At 70.8% G+C, this 22907-nt stretch carries 15 protein-coding genes and 1 pseudogene; 8 read left to right on the top strand and 8 right to left on the bottom strand.

The window, feature by feature from the left end:
- Nucleotides 1-87: 87 nt before the first annotated feature.
- The 7 genes from gyrB to dnaA all read right to left on the bottom strand — a co-directional run bounded on the left by gyrB (nucleotide 88) and on the right by dnaA (nucleotide 10412).
- Entirely contained in the window at nucleotides 88-2118 is a 2031-nt protein-coding gene (gene gyrB / locus J2S58_RS11840) for a DNA topoisomerase (ATP-hydrolyzing) subunit B (protein ID WP_306828337.1), read from the bottom strand.
- Nucleotides 2119-2508: 390 nt separating this feature from the next.
- On the bottom strand, nucleotides 2509-3114 hold the full coding sequence (locus J2S58_RS11845; RefSeq protein ID WP_306828339.1) for a DciA family protein: 606 nt from the start codon (nucleotides 3112-3114) through the stop codon (nucleotides 2509-2511).
- 155 nt (nucleotides 3115-3269) lie between these two features.
- A complete protein-coding gene (locus J2S58_RS11850) occupies nucleotides 3270-4076 on the bottom strand; it encodes a PIG-L family deacetylase (protein WP_240188961.1) in 807 nt (268 codons plus the stop codon).
- Nucleotides 4077-4215: 139 nt separating this feature from the next.
- Nucleotides 4216-5577 (bottom strand): DNA replication/repair protein RecF, encoded by a 1362-nt coding sequence (locus J2S58_RS11855; protein ID WP_205256914.1) that lies wholly within the window; start codon nucleotides 5575-5577, stop codon nucleotides 4216-4218.
- 49 nt (nucleotides 5578-5626) lie between these two features.
- Complete coding sequence (gene gnd / locus J2S58_RS11860; RefSeq protein WP_370881869.1) at nucleotides 5627-6634, bottom strand: phosphogluconate dehydrogenase (NAD(+)-dependent, decarboxylating); 1008 nt, start codon at nucleotides 6632-6634, stop codon at nucleotides 5627-5629.
- A gap of 108 nt (nucleotides 6635-6742) precedes the next feature.
- A complete protein-coding gene (gene dnaN, locus J2S58_RS11865) occupies nucleotides 6743-7921 on the bottom strand; it encodes a DNA polymerase III subunit beta (RefSeq protein ID WP_205256912.1) in 1179 nt (392 codons plus the stop codon).
- Nucleotides 7922-8807: 886 nt separating this feature from the next.
- The gene (gene dnaA / locus J2S58_RS11870) at nucleotides 8808-10412 is read right to left on the bottom strand and encodes a chromosomal replication initiator protein DnaA (protein WP_205256974.1); all 1605 of its coding nucleotides are present in this window, start codon (nucleotides 10410-10412) and stop codon (nucleotides 8808-8810) included.
- Between the two features lie 814 nt (nucleotides 10413-11226).
- Between dnaA and rpmH the strand changes: the two genes are divergently transcribed.
- The 8 genes and pseudogenes from rpmH (at nucleotide 11227) to J2S58_RS11910 (ending at nucleotide 21774) form a co-directional block, all read left to right on the top strand.
- Nucleotides 11227-11364 (top strand): 50S ribosomal protein L34, encoded by a 138-nt coding sequence (gene rpmH, locus J2S58_RS11875; RefSeq protein ID WP_205256911.1) that lies wholly within the window; start codon nucleotides 11227-11229, stop codon nucleotides 11362-11364.
- A gap of 16 nt (nucleotides 11365-11380) precedes the next feature.
- Complete coding sequence (gene rnpA / locus J2S58_RS11880) at nucleotides 11381-11785, top strand: ribonuclease P protein component (RefSeq protein ID WP_205256910.1); 405 nt, start codon at nucleotides 11381-11383, stop codon at nucleotides 11783-11785.
- Nucleotides 11782-12114 (top strand): annotated as a pseudogene (gene yidD, locus J2S58_RS11885) (membrane protein insertion efficiency factor YidD); the annotation flags it as partial. The gene rnpA and the pseudogene yidD, both read left to right, overlap by 4 nt.
- Nucleotides 12115-12224: 110 nt before the next feature.
- Nucleotides 12225-13394, top strand: coding sequence for a membrane protein insertase YidC (gene yidC, locus J2S58_RS11890; protein ID WP_205256908.1), 1170 nt, complete (start codon nucleotides 12225-12227; stop codon nucleotides 13392-13394).
- 255 nt (nucleotides 13395-13649) lie between these two features.
- The gene (locus J2S58_RS11895) at nucleotides 13650-14186 is read left to right on the top strand and encodes a Jag family protein (RefSeq protein WP_205256973.1); all 537 of its coding nucleotides are present in this window, start codon (nucleotides 13650-13652) and stop codon (nucleotides 14184-14186) included.
- An 80-nt stretch (nucleotides 14187-14266) separates the two neighbouring features.
- Nucleotides 14267-14938, top strand: a complete 672-nt coding sequence (gene rsmG, locus J2S58_RS11900; RefSeq protein WP_205256972.1) for a 16S rRNA (guanine(527)-N(7))-methyltransferase RsmG — start codon at nucleotides 14267-14269, stop codon at nucleotides 14936-14938.
- A 4683-nt stretch (nucleotides 14939-19621) separates the two neighbouring features.
- The gene (locus J2S58_RS11905; protein WP_205256907.1) at nucleotides 19622-20518 is read left to right on the top strand and encodes an AAA family ATPase; all 897 of its coding nucleotides are present in this window, start codon (nucleotides 19622-19624) and stop codon (nucleotides 20516-20518) included.
- Nucleotides 20515-21774: a ParB/RepB/Spo0J family partition protein gene (locus tag J2S58_RS11910; protein WP_240188866.1), complete on the top strand. Its 1260-nt coding sequence runs from the start codon at nucleotides 20515-20517 to the stop codon at nucleotides 21772-21774. Before J2S58_RS11905 ends, J2S58_RS11910 begins: the two co-directional genes overlap by 4 nt.
- 120 nt (nucleotides 21775-21894) lie before the next feature.
- Here the strand turns inward: J2S58_RS11910 and J2S58_RS11915 are convergent, their stop codons facing one another.
- The gene (locus J2S58_RS11915; RefSeq protein ID WP_205256906.1) at nucleotides 21895-22857 is read right to left on the bottom strand and encodes a D-alanine--D-alanine ligase family protein; all 963 of its coding nucleotides are present in this window, start codon (nucleotides 22855-22857) and stop codon (nucleotides 21895-21897) included.
- Nucleotides 22858-22907: the final 50 nt, after the last annotated feature.

The raw sequence follows: 22907 nt of genomic DNA on the forward strand, positions 1-22907 counted from the left end.
CCATTCCGTCACGCGAATTCCGCCGGACGGTCCCCGAAAGGATCTGTCCGGCACGATCGGGGCGGTCGACCCGCCCCGATCGCGCACTCAGAAGTCGAGGAAACGAACATCCTTGGCATTTCGGGTGATGAAGGACCGCCGGGCCTCGACGTCCTCACCCATCAACACCGAGAACAGGTCGTCGGCGGTGGCCGCGTCGTCCATGGTCACCTGGAGCAGCAGCCGGGTGGACGGGTCCATGGTCGTCTCCCACAGCTCCTTGGCGTCCATCTCGCCCAGACCCTTGTAGCGCTGGATCGGGTCGTCCTTGGGCAGCCGGCGGCCGTTGGCCTGGCCGTCGCGCAGCACGGCGTCCCGCTCCCCGTCGGTGTAGACGTAGTCCGCCTCGCCCCGGGTCCACTTGATCTTGTACAGCGGCGGCTGGGCCAGGTAGACGTGCCCGGCGTCGACCAGCGGGCGCATGAACCGGAACAGCAGCGTCAGCAGCAGCGTGCGGATGTGCTGACCGTCCACATCGGCATCGGCCATCAGCACGATCTTGTGATAGCGCAGCTTGCTCAGGTCGAAGTCGTCGTGGATACCGGTGCCCAGCGCGGTGATCAGCGACTGCACCTCGGAGTTCTTCAGCACCCGGTCGATGCGGGCCTTCTCCACGTTGATGATCTTGCCGCGGATGGGCAGGATCGCCTGGAACATCGAATCCCGACCGGACTTCGCGCTGCCGCCCGCCGAATCGCCCTCGACGATGTACAGCTCGGACCTGGCCGGATCGGTGGACCGGCAGTCCGCGAGCTTGCCGGGCAGGCCGCCGATGTCCATCGCGCCCTTGCGGCGCACCAGGTCCCGGGCCCGTCGGGCCGCGGCGCGGGCCTGCGCCGAGGACACCGCCTTGGAGATGATCGACTTGGCCTCGGCGGGATTGCGCTCGAACCAGTCCTTGAGCCATTCATTGGCCGCGGTCTGCACGAAGGACTTCGCCTCGGTGTTGCCGAGCTTGCCCTTCGTCTGACCCTCGAACTGCGGTTCGCGCAGCCGGATGGAGATGATCGCCGCGAGGCCCTCGCGGATGTCGGACCCCTCGAGGGATTCGTCCTTGTCCTTGAGGAGCTTCTTCTCCTTCGCGTAGCGGTTGACCGTGGAGGTCAGCGCGGCGCGGAAGCCCTCCTCGTGGGTGCCGCCCTCGTGGGTGTTGATGGTGTTGGCGAAGGAATGGATCGACTCGGTGTAGGTCTGGTTCCACTGCATCGCGACCTCGACCTCCATGGTCTCGGCCTTCACCTCGAACCCGATGATCGAAGGCTGCGCGGGTTCCTTGGTGCGGTTGAGGTGCCGCACGTAGTCGACCAGCCCACCGGGGTAGTGGAAGACCCGCTCCAGGACCTTGGGCGTCGGCGACTCGTCGGCCGCGTCCGGCGCGGGCGCGAGGTCACGGTCGGCGTCCGGGGCGGCCAGGTCGCCCTCCGCGCCCTCGACCTCCAGGGCGGCCGGACGGCGCTCGTCCCGCAGCACGATGGTCAGGCCCTTGTTCAGGAACGCCATCTCCTGCAGCCGCCGGGACACCGTCTCGACGTTGTAGGTGGTGGTCTCGAAGATCTCGGGGTCGGCCCAGAAGGTGACCGTGGTGCCGGTCTTGGTGCTGGCGCCGAGGTTCTGCAGCGGCTCGGGCTTGGCCCTGACGTAGTTCTGGTGGTAGCTGCTGCCGTCCCGGTCGATGTCGACCTCGAGGCGGGTGGACAGCGCGTTGACCACCGAGACGCCCACACCGTGCAGGCCGCCGGACACCGCGTAGGAGTCCGAGTCGAACTTCCCGCCGGCGTGCAGGATGGTCAGCACCACCTCGACGGTGGGCCGCTTCTCCTTGGGGTGCATGTCGGTGGGGATGCCGCGCCCGTTGTCCTTGACCGACACCCCGCCGTCGGCCCGCAGGGTGACCTCGACCCGGTCGGCGTACCCGGCCATCGCCTCGTCGACGGAGTTGTCGACCACCTCCTGCACCAGGTGGTGCAGGCCGCGTTCGCCGGTCGACCCGATGTACATGCCGGGGCGCTTGCGGACGGCGTCCAGCCCCTCCAGCACGGTGATCGAGGACGCGCCGTATTCGTTCTTCTTCGTCGCCACGGACTGCACCGTCTCCATTCGTCACACGCTCGGTCGCCCGCACGACCGATCCACCGCGGGATCGATTCTCCGACGCCCGCCGCGCACCGATCGCTGCCCTCGGGCCCGCACCCCGGCCGACGGCGCGAGCCGTCCACGGGGATCTCAGGGCCCTTTCCGGGCTGAGCATCTTTCATCATACTGCCCAACGGCTCCGAGCCGCGGCAGTTGGGGCCTCTGAGAATGCCGTGGCGGAGTGTTCGCGGTGAAGCCGGGGTGAGGGGTCGGGCCCCCCGGGTCCGGCGGGGTCAGCGGACCACTCAGCGGGTGCCGGGCGGGGCCGGGTGGGGTGGTTCCTCGGGCCCACCGTGCGAGCGGCGACGGACGCCGGTGCGGCGGGCCGTCCCCGGATCAGCCGTAGGTGTCGCGGGGACCGCGACCCGGCACGTGCCGCGGACCGAACCGCCAGCTCGGTCCGGCCGGGCCGCGGGCCCGGATGCGGGTGACCACCCGTTCACCGAGCTCGGTGTTGATGCGCCGGACCAACTGGGGCGCGAGCATGCGGATCTGCGTGGCCCAGGCGGTCGACTCGGCCTGCACGACGAGTTCACCGTCGGTGAGGGAGACCGGGGTGCAGTGCTCGGCGACGTCCTCGCCCACCACCTGGGGCCAGCGGCCGAAGATCTGGGCCCGGGTGAGATCGGCGGCGGCACCGGCCTGGGCGACCCAGCTGCGGATGGTGGCCGCGAGCGGCTGCGGGTCGCGGGAGTCCGGACCGGACCCCGACCAGCGGCGACGCCGACGGCCGGCGACGGAACCACCGGTGCGGATCAGCGGGTTGCGGCCGGCCGCCCGGCGTTTGGCCGCGTTGGCGTCCCGGGCGGCGGCCAGGGCGTCCCGGGCCAGATCGGCGCCGCGCCCCCCGGTGGATGCCGGCGCCGCCGCCGACGATGCCGCCGACGATGCCGGTGCTGCCGACGGGGAGCCCGCCGGCGGCGCGGCGGACGCGGCCGTCACCCCCGGCCCCGGAGGTGGTCCGCCGTCGGACCGGCGGGGACGTCGGGGACGGTCCGGTTCGGTCATCCCCCCATTGTTCTCCTCACCGGGTGTCCTCCGGCACACCGTCCCGCCGGTCGAGGAGTCACCGTCCGGAGCCCACCGGCCGGTCGCGGTCAGTCGCGCAGACCCGCGAACAGGTCGGACTCCACCCGTTCCGGACGCGGCACGTCGGCGCGGACGAAGGTCTCCCGACCCATGGCCGCGGTGAAGACGTCCATCGGCAGCCGCAGGAAGAAGATGTTCTCCACCTGGCTGGCGTGGGCGGCCAGGGCGTCGAACTTCTGCTGCGCGAACGGGGTGCAGTCGACGTCGGCGGCGATCTCGTCGTCCGGCACACCCATCGGCGGGGTCTCGGGTGCGTCCGACGCGTCGTCGTCGGGGATCTCCATGCCACCCTCGACCATCCGCCGCCGGAACTCCTCCATGGTGCTGCGCCGGATGGTCGAGAAGAACAGCCGTGCGTCGGACCCGGTGCGGCGCAACGCCTCGACGGTGATCCGGTGGGCCTGGATGTGGTCGGGATGGCCGTAGAAGCCGTTCGCGTCGTAGGTGACCACGACATCCGGCCGGTACTGCTCGATCAGCCGGGCCAACTGCTCCGTCGGGCCGTCGATCGGGGTCGACCAGAAGGACCCGGGCAGGTCGTTCTGCGGCCAGCCCATCATCCCGGAGTCGTGGAAGCCCAGCTGGTGGGCGTGGGTGATACCCAGGATCCGACAGCTCTCGGCCAGTTCCGCGGCGCGCGTCGCCACGACGGCCTCACCCTGGTGCCCGTCCTGGCCGGGCTTGACGGCCCCGGCGTCGCCGAGGGCGCCGTCGGTGCAGGTCACCAGCACCGTGGTCACCCCCTCGGCCGAGTACCGGGCGAGCACGCCACCGGTGGACGTGGCCTCGTCGTCGGGGTGGGCGTGGACGGCCATCAGGGTCAGCGGTCGGGGCACCGGGTCCTGCTCTCTTCGTGCGGCGGTGGCGTCGATGCGACGCGGGGGGAGCCTATGGTCCGCAGCCCCGGTCCTCCGGTGCCGTTCTCTCACAGCGTCACCGTCCCGGGTGGTGGGTTCAGCCCGGGTCGGGCCGGTCGACCGGGGTGATGGTGCCGTCGGCCACGGAGATCTGCCGACCGCCGAGGGACGGCGGGACGTCACCGGTCACCGCTGCGGTGATGAGCACCTGGTCGGCGTCGGCGATGAGCAGCGCCAGCCGCTCCCGGCGGCGGCTGTCCAGTTCGGCGAAGACGTCGTCCAGGATGAGCACCGGATCCACCCCGTCCGACCGCAGCAGGCCGAAGGCGGCCAACCGCAGGGCCAGGGCCAGCGACCAGGACTCCCCGTGGGAGGCGAACCCCTTCGCCGGCCCTCCACCCAGGACGATCTCCAGATCGTCGCGGTGCGGGCCCACCAGGGACACCCCGCGATCGAGTTCGGCCGTCCGTCTACGGGCGAGCTCGGCGGTCATCGCCGCCGTCCAGGCGGCCGCGTCGGCCGTCGGAGCCGCCGCCGGCCGATCGCCCTGCCCGGTCGGTTCGGGCTCTCCGGGTCCGGTGACCGGATCGTCGGTGGGTCCGTTCTCCGGCGGGGAACCATCCGGCGGGGGACGGTCGTCCTCGGGATCGTCGGACCAGTCGGACCGCCCCTCGGACGGAGCGAGGTCGAGCTCCGGATCTGCGACGTCCGCCGGGTCCGGACCGGGGTCCTGGATCGGGGTGGGTTCGGGGGTCGGCACCGACGGGCGGTAGACGAGGTCGACCACGGTGGCGGCACCCGGATCCCCGGCCAGCGCACGGTAGGCCCGCACCACGTAGGGCCGGAGTTCCTCCACCAGGGCGACCCGCGCCTCCAGCAGTTCCCCGCCGACGGCGGCCAGGTGTTCGTCCCACACGTCCAGCGTGGGCGGGGCCGGACCACGGCGGCTGGGCCCGGCCGACTTCAGCAGGGCGTTCCGCTGCTTGAGGATCCGGTCGTACTCGGCGCGGGTGCCGGCCAACCGGGGAGCCCGCATGACGAGCAATTCATCGAGGTACCGGCGCCGCTCGCCGGGATCGCCGCGGACCAGCGCCAGGTCCTCCGGGGCGAACAGCACGGTCCGCAGCACCCCCAGCAGATCCCGGGTCCGGCGCAGCGGCGACCGGTTGATCCGGGCCTTGTTCGCCCGGCCCGCCGCGATCTCGACCTCGAGCAGCAGCTCGCGGTCCTGCGAGATCACGGCGGCCCGGACGATGGCGCGTTCGGTGCCCCGGGCGATCAGCGGGACGTCGGTGGCGACACGGTGCGAGGACAGGGTGGCCAGATAGCCCAGGGCCTCCACCAGGTTGGTCTTCCCGGCCCCGTTCCGACCGACCAGCACCGTGATGCCCGGTTCCAGGGTCAGATCGGCGGTCGGCCAGGACCGGTAGTCCGCCAGGGACAGGAAACGAACGAACACGCGAACCGATCGGGGTCAGGGTCCGGGCTCACCGGGCCGGGGCGTGGGTTCAGCTCACCGGGATGGTGCCGCTGGTCCCTTCCTTGCCGACGGCGTGGCCGCCGAACTGGTTGCGCAGGGCCGCCACGACCTTCATCGCCGGAGACTCGGTCTGCCGGGAGGCGAACCGGGCGAAGAGCGCGGCGGTGATCACGGGGAGCGGGACGGCGTTCTGGATGGCGGCCTCGATGGTCCACCGGCCCTCGCCGGAATCCTGGGCGTACCCACGGATGTCCTCCAGGCCGGGATCGTCCTTCAGGGCCAGGACCAGCAGGTCGAGCAGCCAGGAACGGATGACCGTGCCCTGCTGCCAGGAGGCCATCACCGCGTCGGCGTTCTGGACCAGGTCGACGGCCTTGAGCAGCTCGTAGCCCTCGCCGTAGGCCTGCATCATCCCGTACTCGATGCCGTTGTGGACCATCTTGGTGAAGTGGCCGGCACCGACCGCCCCGGCGTGCACGAAGCCGCCCTCGCCGGCGGGCTTGAGCGAGTCGAAGATCGGCTGGGCGATCTTCACCGCCTCCTCGGTCCCGCCCACCATGAGCGCATAACCCTCGGTCAGGCCCCACACGCCACCGGAGACACCGGCATCGATGTAGCGGATGCCCTTCTCGTGGAGCATGGCGCCGTGCACCTGGTCGTCGGTGTAGCGGGAGTTGCCACCGTCGATGACCACGTCGCCGCCGGAGAGCACGCCGTTGAGGTCGGCGACGGTGGCCCGGGTGGGTTCACCGGACGGGACCATGACCCACACCAGCCGCGGCGGCTCGAGCTTCTCGACGAGCGCCTCGAGGCTGTCCACGTCACGCGGGGAGCTGGGGTTGCGGTCGTAGCCGATGACCTCGTGGCCGTCGCGGCGGAGCCGCTCGGCCATGTTGCCGCCCATCTTGCCGAGCCCGATGAGTCCGATCTGCATGGTGTCCTCCGCTTGTCGTGATCGCCTGGCGTGCTGTGTCCGGTGCTGTTCGGGAGTGTCCCCGTGGACGCCGACCGGGGGCGGGCGCCCGGGTGACGGGATCCCGTCCGGTCGGGACACGATCGCGGAACTCCCGCTCCTGGTGACGGACGTCCTCGGCCGTCACCAGTGTGTATGACAATCAGTAGTCGATCAACAGCGGAGAGTTGCTCAGCCCGGAAGGCGGGCGGGCATGACCAGGTACCGGTACTCGGGATCGGTCTGCGCCTCCTCGGGGGCCCGGTCCTCGCCTCCGGAACCGTCCGCCGCACCCTTGGTCGGCTTGAGCAGCGGTAGCAGCAGGGCCGGCCGCGAGGGCGTGGTGAACGCGAGGCGCACCCGGTCGGAGTGCACCACGCCGAGGCCGTCGAGCAGATAGGTGGGGTTGAACGCGATGAGCAGCTCCGCGCCGTCGGCGTCGACCGGGATGGCCTCCTCGGCACGTCCCTCGTCGTCCCCGCCCGCGGTCAGCGTCAGCGCACCCTCGCTCACCTGCATGCGCAGGTGGTGACCGCGATCGGTGACCAGCGCGACCCGCTTGATCGAGTCACCGAGCTCGCTGACCGGCACGTCGACGGTGGTGGTGTGGGCCGTCGGCAGGAGCGACCGGAACTTGACGAACTCGACGTCGAGCAGGCGGACCGTGGTCCGGCGGCCGCCGGCCTGCAGGCCGAGCAGACCCTCGCCGAGCGCGACGGTGACCGTCTGGCCGGCCGCGCCGATCGTCTTGGCGGCGTCGGCCAACGTGCGGGCCGGGACCAGTACCGCGGTCGTCATGTCCGGGGTGTCCGGGGTCCAGGCGAGCTCGCGCACGGCCAGCCGGAACCGGTCGGTCGCGGCCAGGGTCAGTGTCTCGCCGGCGATCTCCAGGCGGATCCCGGTGAGCATGGGGAGCGTGTCGTCGCGGCCGGCGGCGACCGCCGTCTGGGCGACGGCCTCGGCGAACGCGGCGGCCGCGACCGTGCCGGAGGACGCCGGCATCTCGGGCAGCGGCGGATAGTCCTCGACCGGCATGGTCGGCAGCGTGAAGCGGGCGGTCCCGCCGACGATGCTGACCCGGGACCCGTCGACCGAGATGTCGACCGGCTTGGCCGGGAGTGCCCGGGTGATCTCGGCGAGCAGTCGTCCCGAGACCAGCACGCGGCTGTCGGCATCGTCATCGGTGGTGGTGTCGACGGTGACCTCGGCGCGGGTCGAGACCTCGTAGTCGAACCCGGCCACGGTCAGGGTAGAGCCGGTGACCTGCAGCAGGATCCCACCCAGGACGGGGACCGGCGGCCGGGCCGGCAGCGACTTGGCCACCCACGCCACGGCGTCGGCCAGGTCCTCACGGGCGACACGGAACTTCATCGACGGCCTTTCAGGAACATCGGGCGCCGCGCAGCGGACAGAGCCGGTGCAACCGCGTGCGGGGACGGACCGGTGCGCGGCCGATCCCCCGGATGACGGGCCGCGCCCGAATCCCATGACAGGGGGCTCGGGCGTCCCACCGTACGACCTCGACGCCCCGGACGCACCATCGGGTCCAGGCTTGTCATTCGTCCGTCCTCGACGCCGGTCTTCGAGCTCGGGCGGGGACGGTGGGCAGGTTCGCGAGCTGTCCACCGGGCTCCTGCGCACCTGTCCCCAGCGGTACTGAAGAGAAGCTCTCCTGATGGAGAACTACCAGTAACAGCAGTAGGCGGTGTGGGTTGTGTGGACGGACCCCTGTCGGTGCAGGCGGGCAGGCGTGGCGTCGTCCGGGACGGACTGGGGACACCACAGGGCCCATCTCGGGCCGTCCGGGACAGGATCGGGCCCCGTCGGGTTGTCCCCCGGGAGTACCCCGTTCTTCCACACAGTTGTCCACAGCCTGTGCATGATCGACGGAGATCGCCGCGCAAGGTCGTGATCGACGGTGATTTCGCTACTCTCGGTGCCTGCATAAGAACTGCGGGTGACTCGATCGGTGATCGAGGCTGGGGACGCCGCCAGGTCGGGTGAATCGGTGGCACACCGGGTGACGGCGGTGGACCGCGGACCCGGGTGCGTCCGTCGATCGGTGACGGTCATGGGGCGCCGGAGCCTGGGCGGGGCCTGTCCGAGACAGGCGTCGGGCCGCCGAGCGGACCACCACCGCGGATGCATCGGGACCGGGTCAGCCGCTCAGCGGGCGGGGCGGCAGACAGCCGGCCGGCGGCACTCTGCGGGCGCACCGGACGGGTGGGCAGGGAACGGTGCGGCGTGGGGCGGGAGGTCAGTGACGGGCGCGTTCGCGCACGCGCGCGGTCAGCTCCTGGACGTGGTCGTAGGTCTGCCGACGCTCGGCCATCTCGGCCCGGATCTTCTTGGCCGCGTGCATGACCGTGGTGTGGTCCCGCCCGCCGAAGGTGGCGCCGATCTTGGGCAGGGTCAGATCGGTGAGCTCCCGGCACAGGAACATCGCGATCTGTCGGGAGGAGGCCAGGGCCTTCGTCTTCACCGGGCCGCACAACTCGTCCAGGGAGACACCGAAGTACTCGGCGGTGACGGCCATGATCGTGGCCGCGTCGATGTCGTTGGCGACCGGATCGCGGATCAGATCACGGAGCACGATCTGGGCCAGGGACAGGTCGACGGGCTGCTTGTTCAGGGACGCGAACGCGGTGACCCGGATGAGGGCCCCCTCCAGCTCGCGGATGTTCCGCTCGATGCGGCTGGCGATGAACTCCAGCACGTCGTCGGGGGTGTCCATCCGGTCGATGGCGGCTTTCTTGCGGAGGATCGCGATCCGGGTCTCCAGCTCGGGCGGCTGGATGTCGGTGGTCAGTCCCCACTCGAACCGCGTCCGCATCCGGTCCTCGAGGGTCTCCAGGCGCTTGGGCGGTCGGTCGGAGGAGATGACGATCTGCTTGTTGGCGTTGTAGAGGGTGTTGAAGGTGTGGAAGAACTCCTCCTGGGTGCCTTCCTTGCCCTCCAGGAACTGGATGTCGTCGACCAGCAGGACGTCGACGTCGCGGTAGCGCCGCTGGAAGGCCACCTTGCGGTCGTCACGCAGCGAGTTGATGAAGTCGTTGGTGAACTCCTCGCTGGAGACGTACCGGACCTTCATCCCCGGGAACAACCGTTGGGCGTAGTGACCGATGCCGTGCAGCAGGTGCGTCTTGCCCAGTCCGGACTCGCCCCAGATGAAGAGCGGGTTGTAGGCCAACGCCGGCGCCTCCGACACCGCCACGGCGGCGGCGTGGGCGAAACGATTGGACGCCCCGATGACGAACGTCTCGAAGGTGTACTTCTCGTTGAGTCGGGTCAGCGACGGGTGCCGCGGAGCCTCGCCCCGACGCCCGGCATAGGTCGGCCAGATCTCGGTGACGGTGGCCAGGGCGTCGGCCTCCTCGTCGACGTCCTCGTCGTCGTCGTCCGCGGGCAGCGCGCCGGTCGGACCGACCCCGCGACCGACCGCGGGGACCCGGCCGTGCATCGGGCGGGGGTCGGCCGACTCCTCGTCGGTGCGGTCGTCACGACCCAGGGACGGTCCGGGCAGCCCGTCGGGCATCGCCGGCCGGTAGCCGTTGGTGCCCACGGGGGGCAGCGCGTCCTGGGGTTCGGGGCGGGTGGGGGCGGCCGCGTCGGTCACCGTGACGGCCAGGCTGATCGACTGCTGGAGGCGGGCGGACAGCGCGGTGGTGATGGGTTCCCGCAGCGTGCGCTCGATCGCCTCCTTCGCGAAGTCGGTCGGCGCCGCCAGCAGAGCGGTGTTGCCGAGCAGACCGAGCGGGAAGGTCAGCGAGAGCCATGCGCGTTGCTGGGAGGTCAGCCCGGGTGACAGATCGGCGACCACCGTGCGCCAGACCGGGCCGAGTGGGTCGCCGGGCGTGTCCACCGCCACTTGCGGTCCCCCTTCGTTGCCGATGGTAGGACTTCCGTCCACAGGAGTTGTCCACAGGGGTGGACAACTGGGACGACGACGATTCGCGCCCCAGGACGGGGATCACCCTGGAGGCGGTCCGCGTGGTGCGTGGTCGTGCCGTGCCGATGAATCATGCCGTGCGGTACTGCCGGACGATCGTGCCCGTCGCGTCCCGGGCCACCCCCGACCCGCGGGCCCGGTGGTTCCGGCGGGCGACGCGGCCCGTGATCGTGCGTGGTCGTGCCCGGGTGACCCCGGTGGTGTCAGAAGCTTCGTTCACCCGTTGGAGCGCCCCGCGCCCCTGGTCGACCGACTCGCTGCAACGGGTCGACGAGCGACCGGCGGCGGAGTGCCCGATTCGTGGTGAGGTGCGCCGGGGACGCTAACAACTTTCCTGGCCTTCCCACAAGGCGAGGCCGGCACGCAAGGATGTACCCCGGCGTGTCGGGCGGTATTTCCGGACGTGTGGGGTGGGGTGTCCCGCCCCTGCTGACCTGCCCGGGGACGGTCCGCAGCGGGCCCGCCCCGGTCGGGCCGGTCCCGCACCACCCGGCCGCCGTTTGACCCTCCGCGGGCGGACTCCGTACTCTGGGACGGTCCGGCGCGCTCCGGCCGCTTCCGGCTGTCCTCCTCACGGTGGTCCTCGGAGGTGGACGGCGTCGGTGATCGTCAGGGCGGCCCTCGGGTGTGTCCTGCGGCCGTCCGCGGCCGCTGCAGGGCCGGGACATCCCGCCCGTCGGTCGCACCACCTCAGGCAGCACCCGTACGACAGACCTCGGAGACACTCATGAGCAAGCGCACCTTCCAGCCGAACAATCGTCGGCGCGCGAAGACCCACGGCTTCCGCCTGCGGATGCACACCCGCGCCGGCCGCGCGATCCTGGCGGCCCGTCGTCGCAAGGGCCGCGTCGAGCTGTCCGCCTGATCCCTCGGATCGCACCGTGCTCCCCTCCCCGTCCCGACTGCACACCGCGGCGCAGTTCTCCGCGGTGATGCGGGGTGGGCGCAGAGTGGGGAGCCGGTCACTGGTCGTGCACCTGTTGAGCCGCCCCGCATCGTCGATCGGCGACGCCACGCCCTCCGGGGCGGTTGTCGCCGGTCCGGCACGGGGCGGTTTCGTGGTGTCCGGGAAGATCGGCAACGCGGTGGTGCGTCACCGCATCACCCGTCGCCTGCGACCGGTGCTCCGCGAGGAGCTCGGATCGTTGCCCGCCGGCACGGATGTGGTGGTGCGGGCGCTGGCGCCGGCGGCCACCGTCGAGTCCGCCGAGCTGCGGGACGATCTGCGGTCGGCCGTCCGGGCCGCGGCCCGCAAGGCCGGGATCGCCCGGACGTCGGTGCGATGACCGGGCCGGTCGCCTGGTTGCTCGTGCAGCCGATCCGGGGCTACCAGCGGTTCATCTCCCCGTACAGCCCGCCGAGCTGCCGCTACTACCCGTGCTGCAGTGCCTACGGGGTCACCGCACTCCGTCGGCACGGTGCGGCCCGCGGCCTGTGGCTCACCGCCCGTCGGTTGGGCCGGTGCAATCCGTGGTCGACGGGCGGCGTCGACCACGTGCCGCCCGCGGATCTGTCCTGGCGAGGGCAGAATCGGTGGCGGAAGCACCAGGACCAGACGTCGGAGCGGCAACGGGAACGCGGCGGGCTCGCGGGGAGTTCTCCCCAGGGCGCGCCCTCCGGGGCCGGTACCGAGCACCACCAGCGCGACCAGTCCGACCTGTCCGCCATCACCCATGACGACCGATCCCCCCGGACCGGCCCGTCGAGCTCGGGGAGACCTGCCGCGTGAGTTTCAACTTCTTCTCGCTGGACTACATCTACTACCCGGTCTCCGGGATCATGTGGCTCTGGCACAAGGTCTTCGGGTCGTTCCTGGGTGAGAGCAACGCTCTGGCGTGGGTGCTGTCGATCATCTTCCTGGTCTTCACCCTCCGCGCCATCATGTTCAAGCCGTTCATGAAGCAGATGGACAGCCAGCTCAAGATGCAGGCCGTCCAGCCGGAGATGAAGAAGCTCCGGGAGAAGTACAAGGACGACAAGCCCCGTCTCACCGAAGAGATGATGAAGCTGAACAAGGAGGCGGGGGTCAACCCGCTGGCCTCCTGTCTGCCGCTGCTCGTCCAGGCGCCCGTCTTCATCGGCCTGTTCCACGTGTTGCGCATGTTCCAGCCCATCCCCGACGGTGCGGGGGGCTGGACGTTCCGCGACAACGTCTACTTCTTCGGCCGCAGCGACGTGGAGCTCTTCGGTCACGCCAAGTTGCCGGGCGGTGCCTCCCTCATCGGCTCGATGACGATGGATCCGGGTCAGCTGGCGTTCCTCGAGGGCGTCCGCCAGGCGATCATCACCTGGGGCATCCCACTGACCATCCTGGCCGGCATCGCCACCCACCTCACCAGTCGCCGCTCGGTCGCCCGGCAGGCGATGCTGAACCCGGACGCCGCGGCGAACCCGCAGTCGGCGATCATGAACAAGCTGATGCTGTGGCTGTTCCCGCTGTTCGTGATCATGGGTGGTCCGTTCTTCCCCATCGCGATCCTGTTCTACTGGCTGGCCAACAACTCGTGGACCTTCGGGCAGCTGTACGTGGCGCACCGCCTCCAGGACCGCAAGAAGGTCCAGGAGGGACTGGTCGTCGAGGAGGCCAAGATCGCGGCGAAGTTCAGCACCCCGAAGCCCGGCGCCCGTCCCGGCGCCAAGTCGCTGAACGGGGGGCCGTCGAGCACTCCGGCCTCGGCCGTGACGCCGTCGGCGAAGGTGGATCTCGGCAAGAACGGCAGCCCGGTCGATCTGGGCAAGACCCCGTCTCCGACCGACGGTGCCTCCCCGGTCGCTCCCGCGACGTCGTCCGACGTGGCGCGACCGCGGCCCGGTTCGCGACCGAGCAAGGGCTCCGCCCCCGGCGGCGGCGCCGGGCGCAACCCGCGGAGCCGGAAGAAGTCCGGCAGGCGCTGACGCCGTCGCCGTGTGCACGGTCCCAGCCGCTCGGGTCGGTCGACCGTTCCACTGTGCCGTCGTCGTGCTGCAGGTGCCCAGAGTCGTGCAGCCCAGAGGAAAGAAGCAGACATGAGTGAGAACACCGCAACCCCCGGAACTGCCGTCATCGAGGACGACGGGACGGCGGTCGGCACCGATCGGGCGTCCGAGGTCTCGGCTGTCGACGACGAGAATGCGCAGTCGGTCTCCGTCGACGCCGGCCCCGATGGGGACATGGCCGGCGGGGAGAGCGCGGACGGTTCGTCGACGGCTCCCGCCGGCGGCCGCCGCTCCGCCGAGTCCGCCCATGACCTGTTGGTGGCCGAGGGCGACGCCGCCGGCGACTACTTGGAGCGTCTGCTCGACATCCTCGATTTCGACGGCGACATCGACCTGGACGTCGAGGGTGAGCGCGCCGTGGTGTCGATCCTGGGCGGCGGGGACGTCGACCGGTTGGTCGGCGAGCGCGGGGAGGTCCTGGACGCGCTGCAGGAGTTGACCCGGTTGGCCGCTCTGGCCGAGACCGGTCAGCGGTCCCGGCTGATGCTCGACATCGCCGGATACCGGGCCCGCCGGCGGTCGGAGCTTGCCGAGGTCGGCCGCAAGGCGGCCGAGGAGGTCATCGCCAGCGGTGAGGTCCAGAAGCTGTCGCCGATGAATCCGTTCGAACGCAAGATCGTGCACGACGCCGTCGGCTTGGTCGAGGGCGCGACGTCCTCCAGCGAGGGCGAGGAGCCGCGGCGTCGGGTCGTCGTCAGCCCGGCGTCCTGACCGAGCACGAGCCGGCGTCCGCCCCCGCGCCGGTCGGGGATGCGCCGGAGTCTGGGGACGCGCATCCGTCCGGCGCGCGGATCGAGGTCGAACCGTCGGCCGCGGCAGCCGTCTTCGGTGAGCGTCTCGAGCTGGCCCGCCGGTACGTGGAGCTGCTGGCCACGGAGGGCGTGATCCGCGGGTTGATCGGCCCGCGCGAGCCGGACCGGCTGTGGAGCCGCCACGTCCTGAACTCCGCCGTCCTGGCCGAGATGGTGCCCGACGGTGCCGTCGTGGTGGACATCGGCAGCGGCGCCGGATTGCCCGGCATCCCGCTCGTGCTCGCCCACCCGACCTGCCGGGTCGTCCTGGTCGAGCCGCTGGCCCGGCGCGTGCAGTTCCTCACCGAGGTCGTCGAGGAGCTGGGTCTGGACCGCTGCACGGTGATCCGCGGGCGGGCCGACGAGGTGATCGACGCGTGCGGTGGTGCCGACGTGGTGACCTCCCGCGCGGTCGCCCCGTTGGCGAAACTGGCGACCTGGTCGGCGCCGTTGCTGCGGCTCGGCGGAGAGCTGATGGCCCTGAAGGGATCGTCCGCCGCGGAGGAGATCGACCGTGACCGCAGTGCCGTCGGGCGCACCGGTATCGCCGATCTCCGAGTGCGCACGGTCGGCCTCGACATCGTCGATCCCCCCACCCTCGTGGTGCACGGCCGGATGGAGCGCGTGGCCCAGGGTCGGCGCGGCGCGGGGCGCGGGACCCGCCGCCCCTGACCGATTCCGCTGGCCCGCCGCCTGCCGCCCCGGGTGGCGTCGGGGCCGACCCGGATGCGGCTCGGCGCGCAACCGCACCGACGCGCTCCCACGAGGGGCCCGCGGGTCCGTTCAGGCTTCTGCGAGACCGTCCCCGGTGCATCTGATCTCGTGATCACTCACCGGAGAAGGACGGGTAGCAGGGCATTCTCGACCGTCCAGCGCGACAATGGACCGGGATTCCGCTCGACCGCCCGGGGGCCGTCCGCGGAGGGCCCGTGCCGGTGTCCGACTTCCGGGGTGCTTGCGCCCGGTGGTACTCGCGCCCAGGTCGGCGAAGGAACCGGTCTGCGGCCGAACCGGGGTCCCTCATGGGGGGCACGTCGGCGTCGTGGCCGCGTTCCCTGCGGGGACTCCCCTGTCCCGTGTTGACCGCACCGGGACGGTCGCCGTGTGGGCCAATGCGTCGTCCGAACGGGGAGCCGGTGAGGGCGAGAACCGTGGGGCCGGCCGTGGACACGGGGGCTCCGTGGGAAACCCGTTGCCTCTCACGGGTTCCACTCTGGTCATCAGGGGTGAGTGGTCGGTGGCCCGGCCCAGCGCCGTGCGCGATGTTCCGCCGCCGGCGTCGGCGGGTGGCACGAGCGGCGGCACCTCAGTTCGACCCACTTGCGGGCAACGGTCACTCTGCGGATGGGCGGCGGTGTGGACGGGGGGCGGCGGGACGGACGTCGTGGTCTCGCCGACGCGCGCCCGGCGGGAGGGGACGCGCGTCGACGGTGCGGACGTCGTCCCGCTGTCGCCGCGGATCGACGTCGGACTGGGCGGAGCCGGCCGCCGGACCACCCACCGGGGGACGACGGGATGCTCCGCCGGTGAACCGACAACGACGGGCGGCTCCTGACGCCGGGGTTGCTCGAGGTGTCCGCAGGCGGGTCGGGTCGTGGCGGGCGAGCCGCACCCCGCACACCGCCGGCACATACCGGACCATCCGTCGATGTCGCCCCGGCCGAGTCCAGGGCAGGGCTGGGTCGGACCTCAGGAGCCCCACCTGCGATCTCAGCCAGGTGTCGAGCGTCGGATCGGGCCGGCCGGCGGGACGAGGTCGCCGGCCTCGCTGCCGGGATGCGCTGGATCACCTCCACCGGCCGCAGGGTCACGATGGTCGGTGTAATGCGTCGGTGGAGAGGGAACGGGCCGAGCTCCGATCGTATTCTCGTTGCGGAGGTGCGCCGGCTCAGGCGCACTTCTGGATCGCGTCGTGCTGTTTCGTCAGGATCCAGCCGATGGAAGGTACGTGGATCGGAGCTCTCTGCCCCGTTCGGCGGGTCCATTGGGCTCGTCAACTCACTTCCGCTCGGTCAGATCCGAGAAACGCTGCAGTGCAACAGCTTCCGACGGTGGAGAGCATGACATGCCCACAGGGACGCGGAAGTACGATCAGACGAAGCTACCGATGACCGGAGACCAGCACCCAATACGTCACGGTGACAGTCAGACGCGGATGCGACGGCAACGGGGGTCCCCCGGCGGCCCGGACCTTCGTCCCCCGCTCCCATGGTGCCCATCCTGGGGGACATCAGACCACGTGACTCGGCGCCGATGGAGCCCGCCGGGGCGTGACAGAAATGGCAGGAGGTGGGTGGGAGGGCTGGCTGGGCTCCGGCAGGTGGCCGCGGACCGCAGTCATGAGTGGGAGCGCGGTTCACCGGCCGGCTCTGATCCATCGGTGACGGCCAGGCTCGCTCGGTTCCGGCCTGAGCCTTTCTGGAGAGGGCAGCCTCGGGTCTCGGCAGGTTCCGGTGAGGCATCCTGCGAATCCCGTCCGGGCTCGACGGCGCCCGACGGAACGGCAGGTGGTGGGAGGACGTGACTGACCCGGTTCGGTAGCCCGATCCGGCTACGCACGCCAGGTGCGGGTCGGCCCCAGCACCGACCAGGCGACGTCGGCGTCGGCGGGGTCGTCGGGATTCGACTGCCAGAGGCTGCCCCGCCCGGGGCGGTGCGGCGGACGTGGGTGTCCCGATCCTCGGGTGCACCCACCTCGAGGACTGGGCTGTGTCCATTTTCCGTGGTCCACGGTGCAGAGGAGACGCCCGCCATCCATGGCCGGGTGATCCATCCGTCGGCGATTCAACGAGGGCCGGCCCTCGGACAGAACGGCGGTCGGCGTCTGCAACCAGGCTGCCGCCGTCCGTCGCGCAGCAGATGACGGGTTCGGGCTCACCCCCCGGGGCCGGCTGGGGCCTGCCGGGTGAGCCGGTACCGCAGACCACACGAGGGGGGACCGGCAGGATCTCACCTGAGGACCCTGGTACACCTGAGACCACGCGCCGGGCAGCATCAGTCGTCGGCCAGGGCGAGGGGCAGAGAGCGGCTGACAGACCTTCCCTCCCACGGCAGCCTGACTCGTCCGAACAGGCGGGTGGGTGACCGCAGAAGGGAGCCGGCGAGAGACCACTGCGCGATCGAAAGACCGTGGACGGCCGGCCGGAGGTCGATCATCGACAGGCCGAGACGACCCCAGTCTCCAACCCCCGGTCGGAAGCACTCCGTTGACGTCCCGACCTCGCGCGTTCGTGATGGGTCATTCGGCCGGTCGTGACCCAGTGCGGCGGTGCAGGGCTGAACTTCGGTCGTACCGATCCGGGCCGCGACGTGGGGTGGGACGGTGGAGTACCGCGCGACCAGGCGGTTATGCCGCACCCTCCCCTCGTGATGGCCCACGTGCGGGAGTACGGGCTGGCGGGACCCACTCTGTGGCTCTCTCGCGGCACCGACCTGTGGCTCGACGGTCTCCGTGCGGTGGAGATGGGTTGCGCGTGACTCCGAACGAGCGTGGCCAGCTGGTCGGCGAAGGTGCTCGGACCTCGACCCGTTCGCCGACGGCTCCGAACGGCGGATCCGGTGTGGGAGGGCGGGCACACGCGCTCGAGTCGCCTGACCACGGGCTGGCAGGTCCGAGGAGCGGGCGAGACCAGTGTTCTCAGGCGGGCCCAGGTATCCACTGTGCTCGCCTGGCTCGGAGATCGGAGCCGGCGGCCAGCAGATGCCCGCTGCTGTCACTGGGGCACCTCGCCGGCGGAACTGAGCGTCAGGAGATCCGGGTGATGCCCCCGCGGTGGCCCCGTTCTGTGCCGCGGTATGGGGTCCAAGACGGCAGTGACACGGAATGTCGGCGCAACTGGTCGCGAAAACGGCCGTGCTGGCCACCGGGCGGCCCTGGTCTGTAGGCAGCGGGTGCACAATCCCCGGGCTCTGTCAGTGATGGCCGGACCCCACCGGTCCACCGGGACGTCTTCGGGAGCAGACAGGTGACGGAGCTCGATGACCGGCGAGTCGGCTGTTTCACGTGAATCCGCGCGTTTTCGATGACTGCAGCTCCACCTGGGAGCAAGCACCACCGATCTGCGCCCGGTGGCCTGGTGTCGAGGTCTGATGGGGAACGGGAGCAGAGCCTGCGACGAGAGGGGCGGGTAGCCCACGGACGTCCTGGAGCGCCCGTGAGTCTCCGGGCGGGGATCCCCGCAGCGAGCACCACGGTTCCTGTTCAGCACCACCAGTGGTGTTTCACGTGAAACACGGGTCCTCTCTCCGATGGGCAGCGTGCGAGGACTGCCCCCGGGGTGTGAGCACCCAGAACCGAGGCGGGAGCGTTGGGCCGGCCGGATGCAGAGAGCGCAACTCCGCGACACCGGGGGATTGTCACTGTTCACCCCGTCGTCGAGAACCGACGGCTGGCTGCCGAGGTCGGCTGGAACGAAAGCCGCCAGGGCGGCCGATCCGAGCAGTGGCTCCTCCCCCCGGAGCCAGGTGTTCAGGGAACGCCCGGGACAGCCCGGGACCGTTGTCCCCGCGCCGAGGAGAAGGCGCGGTCGCGGATCCGGTGTTTCACGTGAGACAGGCCAGGCGTCCAAGACCGCTCCGCCTCCGCGCGGCGATACCGGCGGGATGCTCCGATCCGCGATCGGTGATGAGGGTGGCCGTGATGTGGACACCAAGCGCCGACCGATTCCCGATCCTTCTCGGCACGGCGGCGGGTAGTTCTGCGAATCTCGCGGGGCGATCTCGGACAGCGTGCCTTCGGGTCGGAAACGCTGACGCCCGACGTCGCGCTCCGGAAGAGATTGCCGAGCCCATGTTCCACGTGAAACATCGTGATGGGGCTGCACAATTGACCATCGACCAGACGCACAGGGCTCCAGCTCGAGAACCGGGGTCATCCCCCAGGATCGGAGCTGCACCATCGCCCGTCATGGAGGTCGTCGCTGCGTCAGCGCCCCGTGGTGAGATCGGATCCAGACGGACGTTCCACGTGGAACACAGAGGGCCGGCTGAGGACTGATCGCCTGGCCTCGCGTGCCCTTCTGATTGGGCCGGACCACACCGGGGTCCTTGTTCCTCCTCATGGGTCCAGCGCTCCCATGTTCCACGTGAAACACAGTGACCACGTCGGTCGGGGTGGCGGTCGAGCCTTGACTGTGCAGCCTCTGTCCGGGCGGCCACGTGGTCGGGGTGCGGTTGCCCAGAGGTGGACAGGGCGATCTCGCGACACGCAGGGCCCCGATCGCCGACACGCCGCGGTGCCCGAGAAAGCCGCCGACACCGGCGAGCTCCGGCGAGTACTCGGACGGTCAACCCGTAAGGTCCGAACGGTTGCCGGCGTCATCGTCGCGACGCGGCAACTCATGGACGGAGGCCTGCATGACCGTGGATGTCGATCTTCCCCCGGGTGTCTCACCCGACGAGAGCCCCATCGGGCAGGCGGCCCGCCGGGCGGTCGAGATGCGGAGCGGTCACCTGACCATGCCCCGCCCGCGGCACCGCCGCATCTTCTCGGTGGCGAACCAGAAGGGTGGGGTGGGCAAGACCACCACCACGGTGAACATCGGGGTCGCCCTGGCTCTCTCCGGGCTGCACGTGCTCGTCATCGATCTCGACCCGCAGGGCAATGCGAGTACGGCCCTGGGCATCGAACGGACATCGGGCACGCCATCGTCGTACGACGTGCTCCTGGGCGAGCTCACCGCGGCGGAGGCCATCCAGACCTGCCCCGACGCCCCCCGGCTCGGGGTCATCCCCGCGACCATCGACCTGGCCGGCGCCGAGATCGAGCTCGTCGGGATGGAGAACAGGGAGAACCGGCTCAAGATGGCCATCGAGGCGATCCCGGCCGAGTACGACTACGTCCTCATCGACTGCCCGCCCTCACTCGGCCTGCTCACGGTGAACGCCATGACGGCCACCCAGGAGGTCCTCATCCCGATCCAGTGCGAGTACTACGCACTGGAAGGCCTCGGTCAGCTGTTGCGCAACATCGATTTGGTGAAGCAGCACCTCAACCCCGGTCTGCTGGTGTCCACGATCCTGCTCACCATGTACGACTCCCGGACCCGACTGGCCGAGCAGGTCGCCGCGGAAGTGCGCAGCCACTTCGGCGACAAGGTGCTGACCACCAACATCCCCCGGTCGGTGAAAGTCTCCGAGGCTCCGGGATACAGCCAGTCCGTCATGACCTACGACCCCGGCTCCCGTGGAGCCCTGAGCTATCTGGACGCCGCTCGCGAGATCGCCGAGCGCGGAACGAAGGAGATCGCATGACCCCCAAGACCCGCGGTGGCCTCGGGCGGGGCCTGGCCGCGCTCATCCCCACCGGTCCGAGCACCAACACGGTCTCCGACGTGTTCATGAGCGGTTCCGGTACGGCGGGCACGACGACCCTCGACCGCCCCGCCCAGGATCGAGAACCGAAGCAGAGCAATGCTTCTCGGGCCGCCAGCAAGCGGCGCACCGTGGCCGACGCGCTGGACCGGACCGTCGAGACGCCGGCACGCAACCCGCGGAAGACCCCGTCCCGCACCACACCGGTCGACGACGCGCCTGCCCGTGCGGCAGCGCCCCGGGGTACCTCGGGTCGGCGCACCGACGCGGACAGCTCACGGAGCCGCGACGCTGCTGCCGCGTCCCCGGCCGACGCGCCGGTGTCGAACCCGGACGAGGTGACGTCGCCCGCGGGAACGGACACCGACGGCCCCCAGTACCGCGAGGTGGCCGTCGGCGACATCCGGCCGAACCCCCGCAACCCGCGGGCGGCGTTCGACGAGGAGGCGCTCGAGGAACTGGCCCACTCGGTCCGGGAGTTCGGCCTGCTGCAGCCGGTGGTCGTCCGCCCCGTGGACGGCGGCTACGAGCTCGTGATGGGCGAGCGGCGGTGGCGGGCGGCGCAACAGGCCGGACTGGCCGTCATCCCGGCCATCGTGCGGCGCACCGAGGACTCCGCCCTGCTGCGCGACGCCCTGCTGGAGAACATCCACCGGGCCAACCTCAACCCCCTCGAGGAAGCGGCGGCCTACCAGCAGCTGCTCGAGGAGTTCGACGTCACCCAGGACGAGCTGGCCACCCGGTTGGGTCGCAGTCGGCCCGTCATCTCCAACACGATCCGACTGCTCCGTCTGCCCGTCGCCGTGCAGCGACGTGTGGCCGCCGGGGTGCTGTCCGCCGGTCACGCGCGGGCCCTGCTGTCCCTGCCGGACGCGGACGACCAGGAACTGCTCGCCGCCCGCATCGTCGCCGAGGGCCTGTCGGTGCGCGGCACCGAGGAGGCGGTCACCCTGCTGCTGGGTCGGGGGACCGTGCGCCGGCGATCCACCCCGGCACGCCGGGCCGTGCCCGGACTGCCGGAGCTGGCCAGCGATCTGTCCGACACGTTCGAGACCCGGGTACGGGTCGAGATGGGCAAGGCCAAGGGGCGCATCGTCGTCGAGTTCGCCACCGGTGAGGATCTCTCCCGCATCCTGGCGGTCATGGCGCCCACCGTCGCAGCCGGTCACGGCCAACGCACCGACACGGGCGCCTGACCCGCCTCGAGCTCGCTGAGGTGGACCTGGCGCCTCTTCGTCACGGTGACGAACGATCGGACCCCCGGGAGGCGTCGCCTCCGGGGGTCCGATCAGCCCTGCCCGACGTGAGACGGACGGTCAGCCGGTTGCGGCCGAGTCGCGCCCGATGGCGCGGAGCACGAGGTCCCGGTACACAGCACCCAGTTCCAGGCCCGCTTCCTGGACCGCCATCGGCAACAGCGACGTCTCGGTCAGCCCCGGTGAGACGTTGACCTCGAGGAACTGGACCACCCCCGCGGCGTCGACGATCGCATCGGTCCGGGAGAAGTCGCGCAGACCGAGCAGCCGGTGCGCGGCCAGGGCGAGATCGGCGGCCTGACCGGCGATCTCGTCGGAGACGCGGGCCGGGGTGTGATACGTGGTGAAGCCGGCGGTGTACCGGGCCTCGTAGTCGAAGACCCCGCTGGTGGGCACAATCTCCACCGCGGGCAGCGCCCGGGGCCCGTTCTCGTCCTCGACGACGGTGATGGCCAGTTCCGTACCGGGGACGAACTGCTCGACGACGACGACGTCGCCGTACGCGAACGCGGAGACGAACGCCGCCGGCATGTCGGCGGCATCGTGCACGGCCACCGCGCCGAGGGCGGACCCGCCGTTGTGCGGTTTCACCATGATCGGTAGGCCGAGGTGCCCGACGAGCAGATCGATCACCGCACCGGCACCCAGATCCCGAAAGGTGTCGTGCGCCAACGTGAACCACTTCGGGGTCGGCAGACCCGCCCGGTGGATGAGATCCTTGGCCGTCGGCTTGTTCCAGGCGAGACGGCAGTTGCTGGAATCGGTTCCGAGGTAGGGCAGCCGGGCCATCTCGAGAATGCTCTGGATGGCCCCGTTCTCGCCCCGACCGCCGTGCAGCGCGATGACCGCGGCGTCGGGACGGTGTTCGGCCATCCACGGCAGCAGATGTGCGTCCGCATCGCGGATCGTCACCTCGACGCCGTGGCGGCGGAGCGCCTCGGCGATGCGCGATCCCGAACGCAGGGACACCTCGCGCTCGTGGGTGAGGCCACCGGCGAGGACCATCACGTGGGGCTGGGACATTCCGTACTCGCATTCCGGCCCGCGAGGGGCGCTGATCGGCAGATCGGAGG

This window comes from Nakamurella flavida (assembly GCF_030811475.1).
Taxonomy (GTDB): Bacteria; Actinomycetota; Actinomycetes; order Mycobacteriales; family Nakamurellaceae; genus Nakamurella; species Nakamurella flavida.

Bases quoted from the DNA above. Each gene is read 5' to 3' on its own strand.
- J2S58_RS11850 (WP_240188961.1), bottom strand. From the start codon at position 4,076: ATGGCCGTCCACGCCCACCCCGACGACGAGGCCACGTCCACCGGTGGC.
- dnaN (WP_205256912.1), bottom strand. From the start codon at position 7,921: ATGAAGTTCCGTGTCGCCCGTGAGGACCTGGCCGACGCCGTGGCGTGG.
- rpmH (WP_205256911.1), top strand. From the start codon at position 11,227: ATGAGCAAGCGCACCTTCCAGCCGAACAATCGTCGGCGCGCGAAGACC.
- J2S58_RS11895 (WP_205256973.1), top strand. From the start codon at position 13,650: ATGGCCGGCGGGGAGAGCGCGGACGGTTCGTCGACGGCTCCCGCCGGC.
- J2S58_RS11905 (WP_205256907.1), top strand. From the start codon at position 19,622: ATGACCGTGGATGTCGATCTTCCCCCGGGTGTCTCACCCGACGAGAGC.
- J2S58_RS11910 (WP_240188866.1), top strand. From the start codon at position 20,515: ATGACCCCCAAGACCCGCGGTGGCCTCGGGCGGGGCCTGGCCGCGCTC.
- J2S58_RS11915 (WP_205256906.1), bottom strand. From the start codon at position 22,857: ATGTCCCAGCCCCACGTGATGGTCCTCGCCGGTGGCCTCACCCACGAG.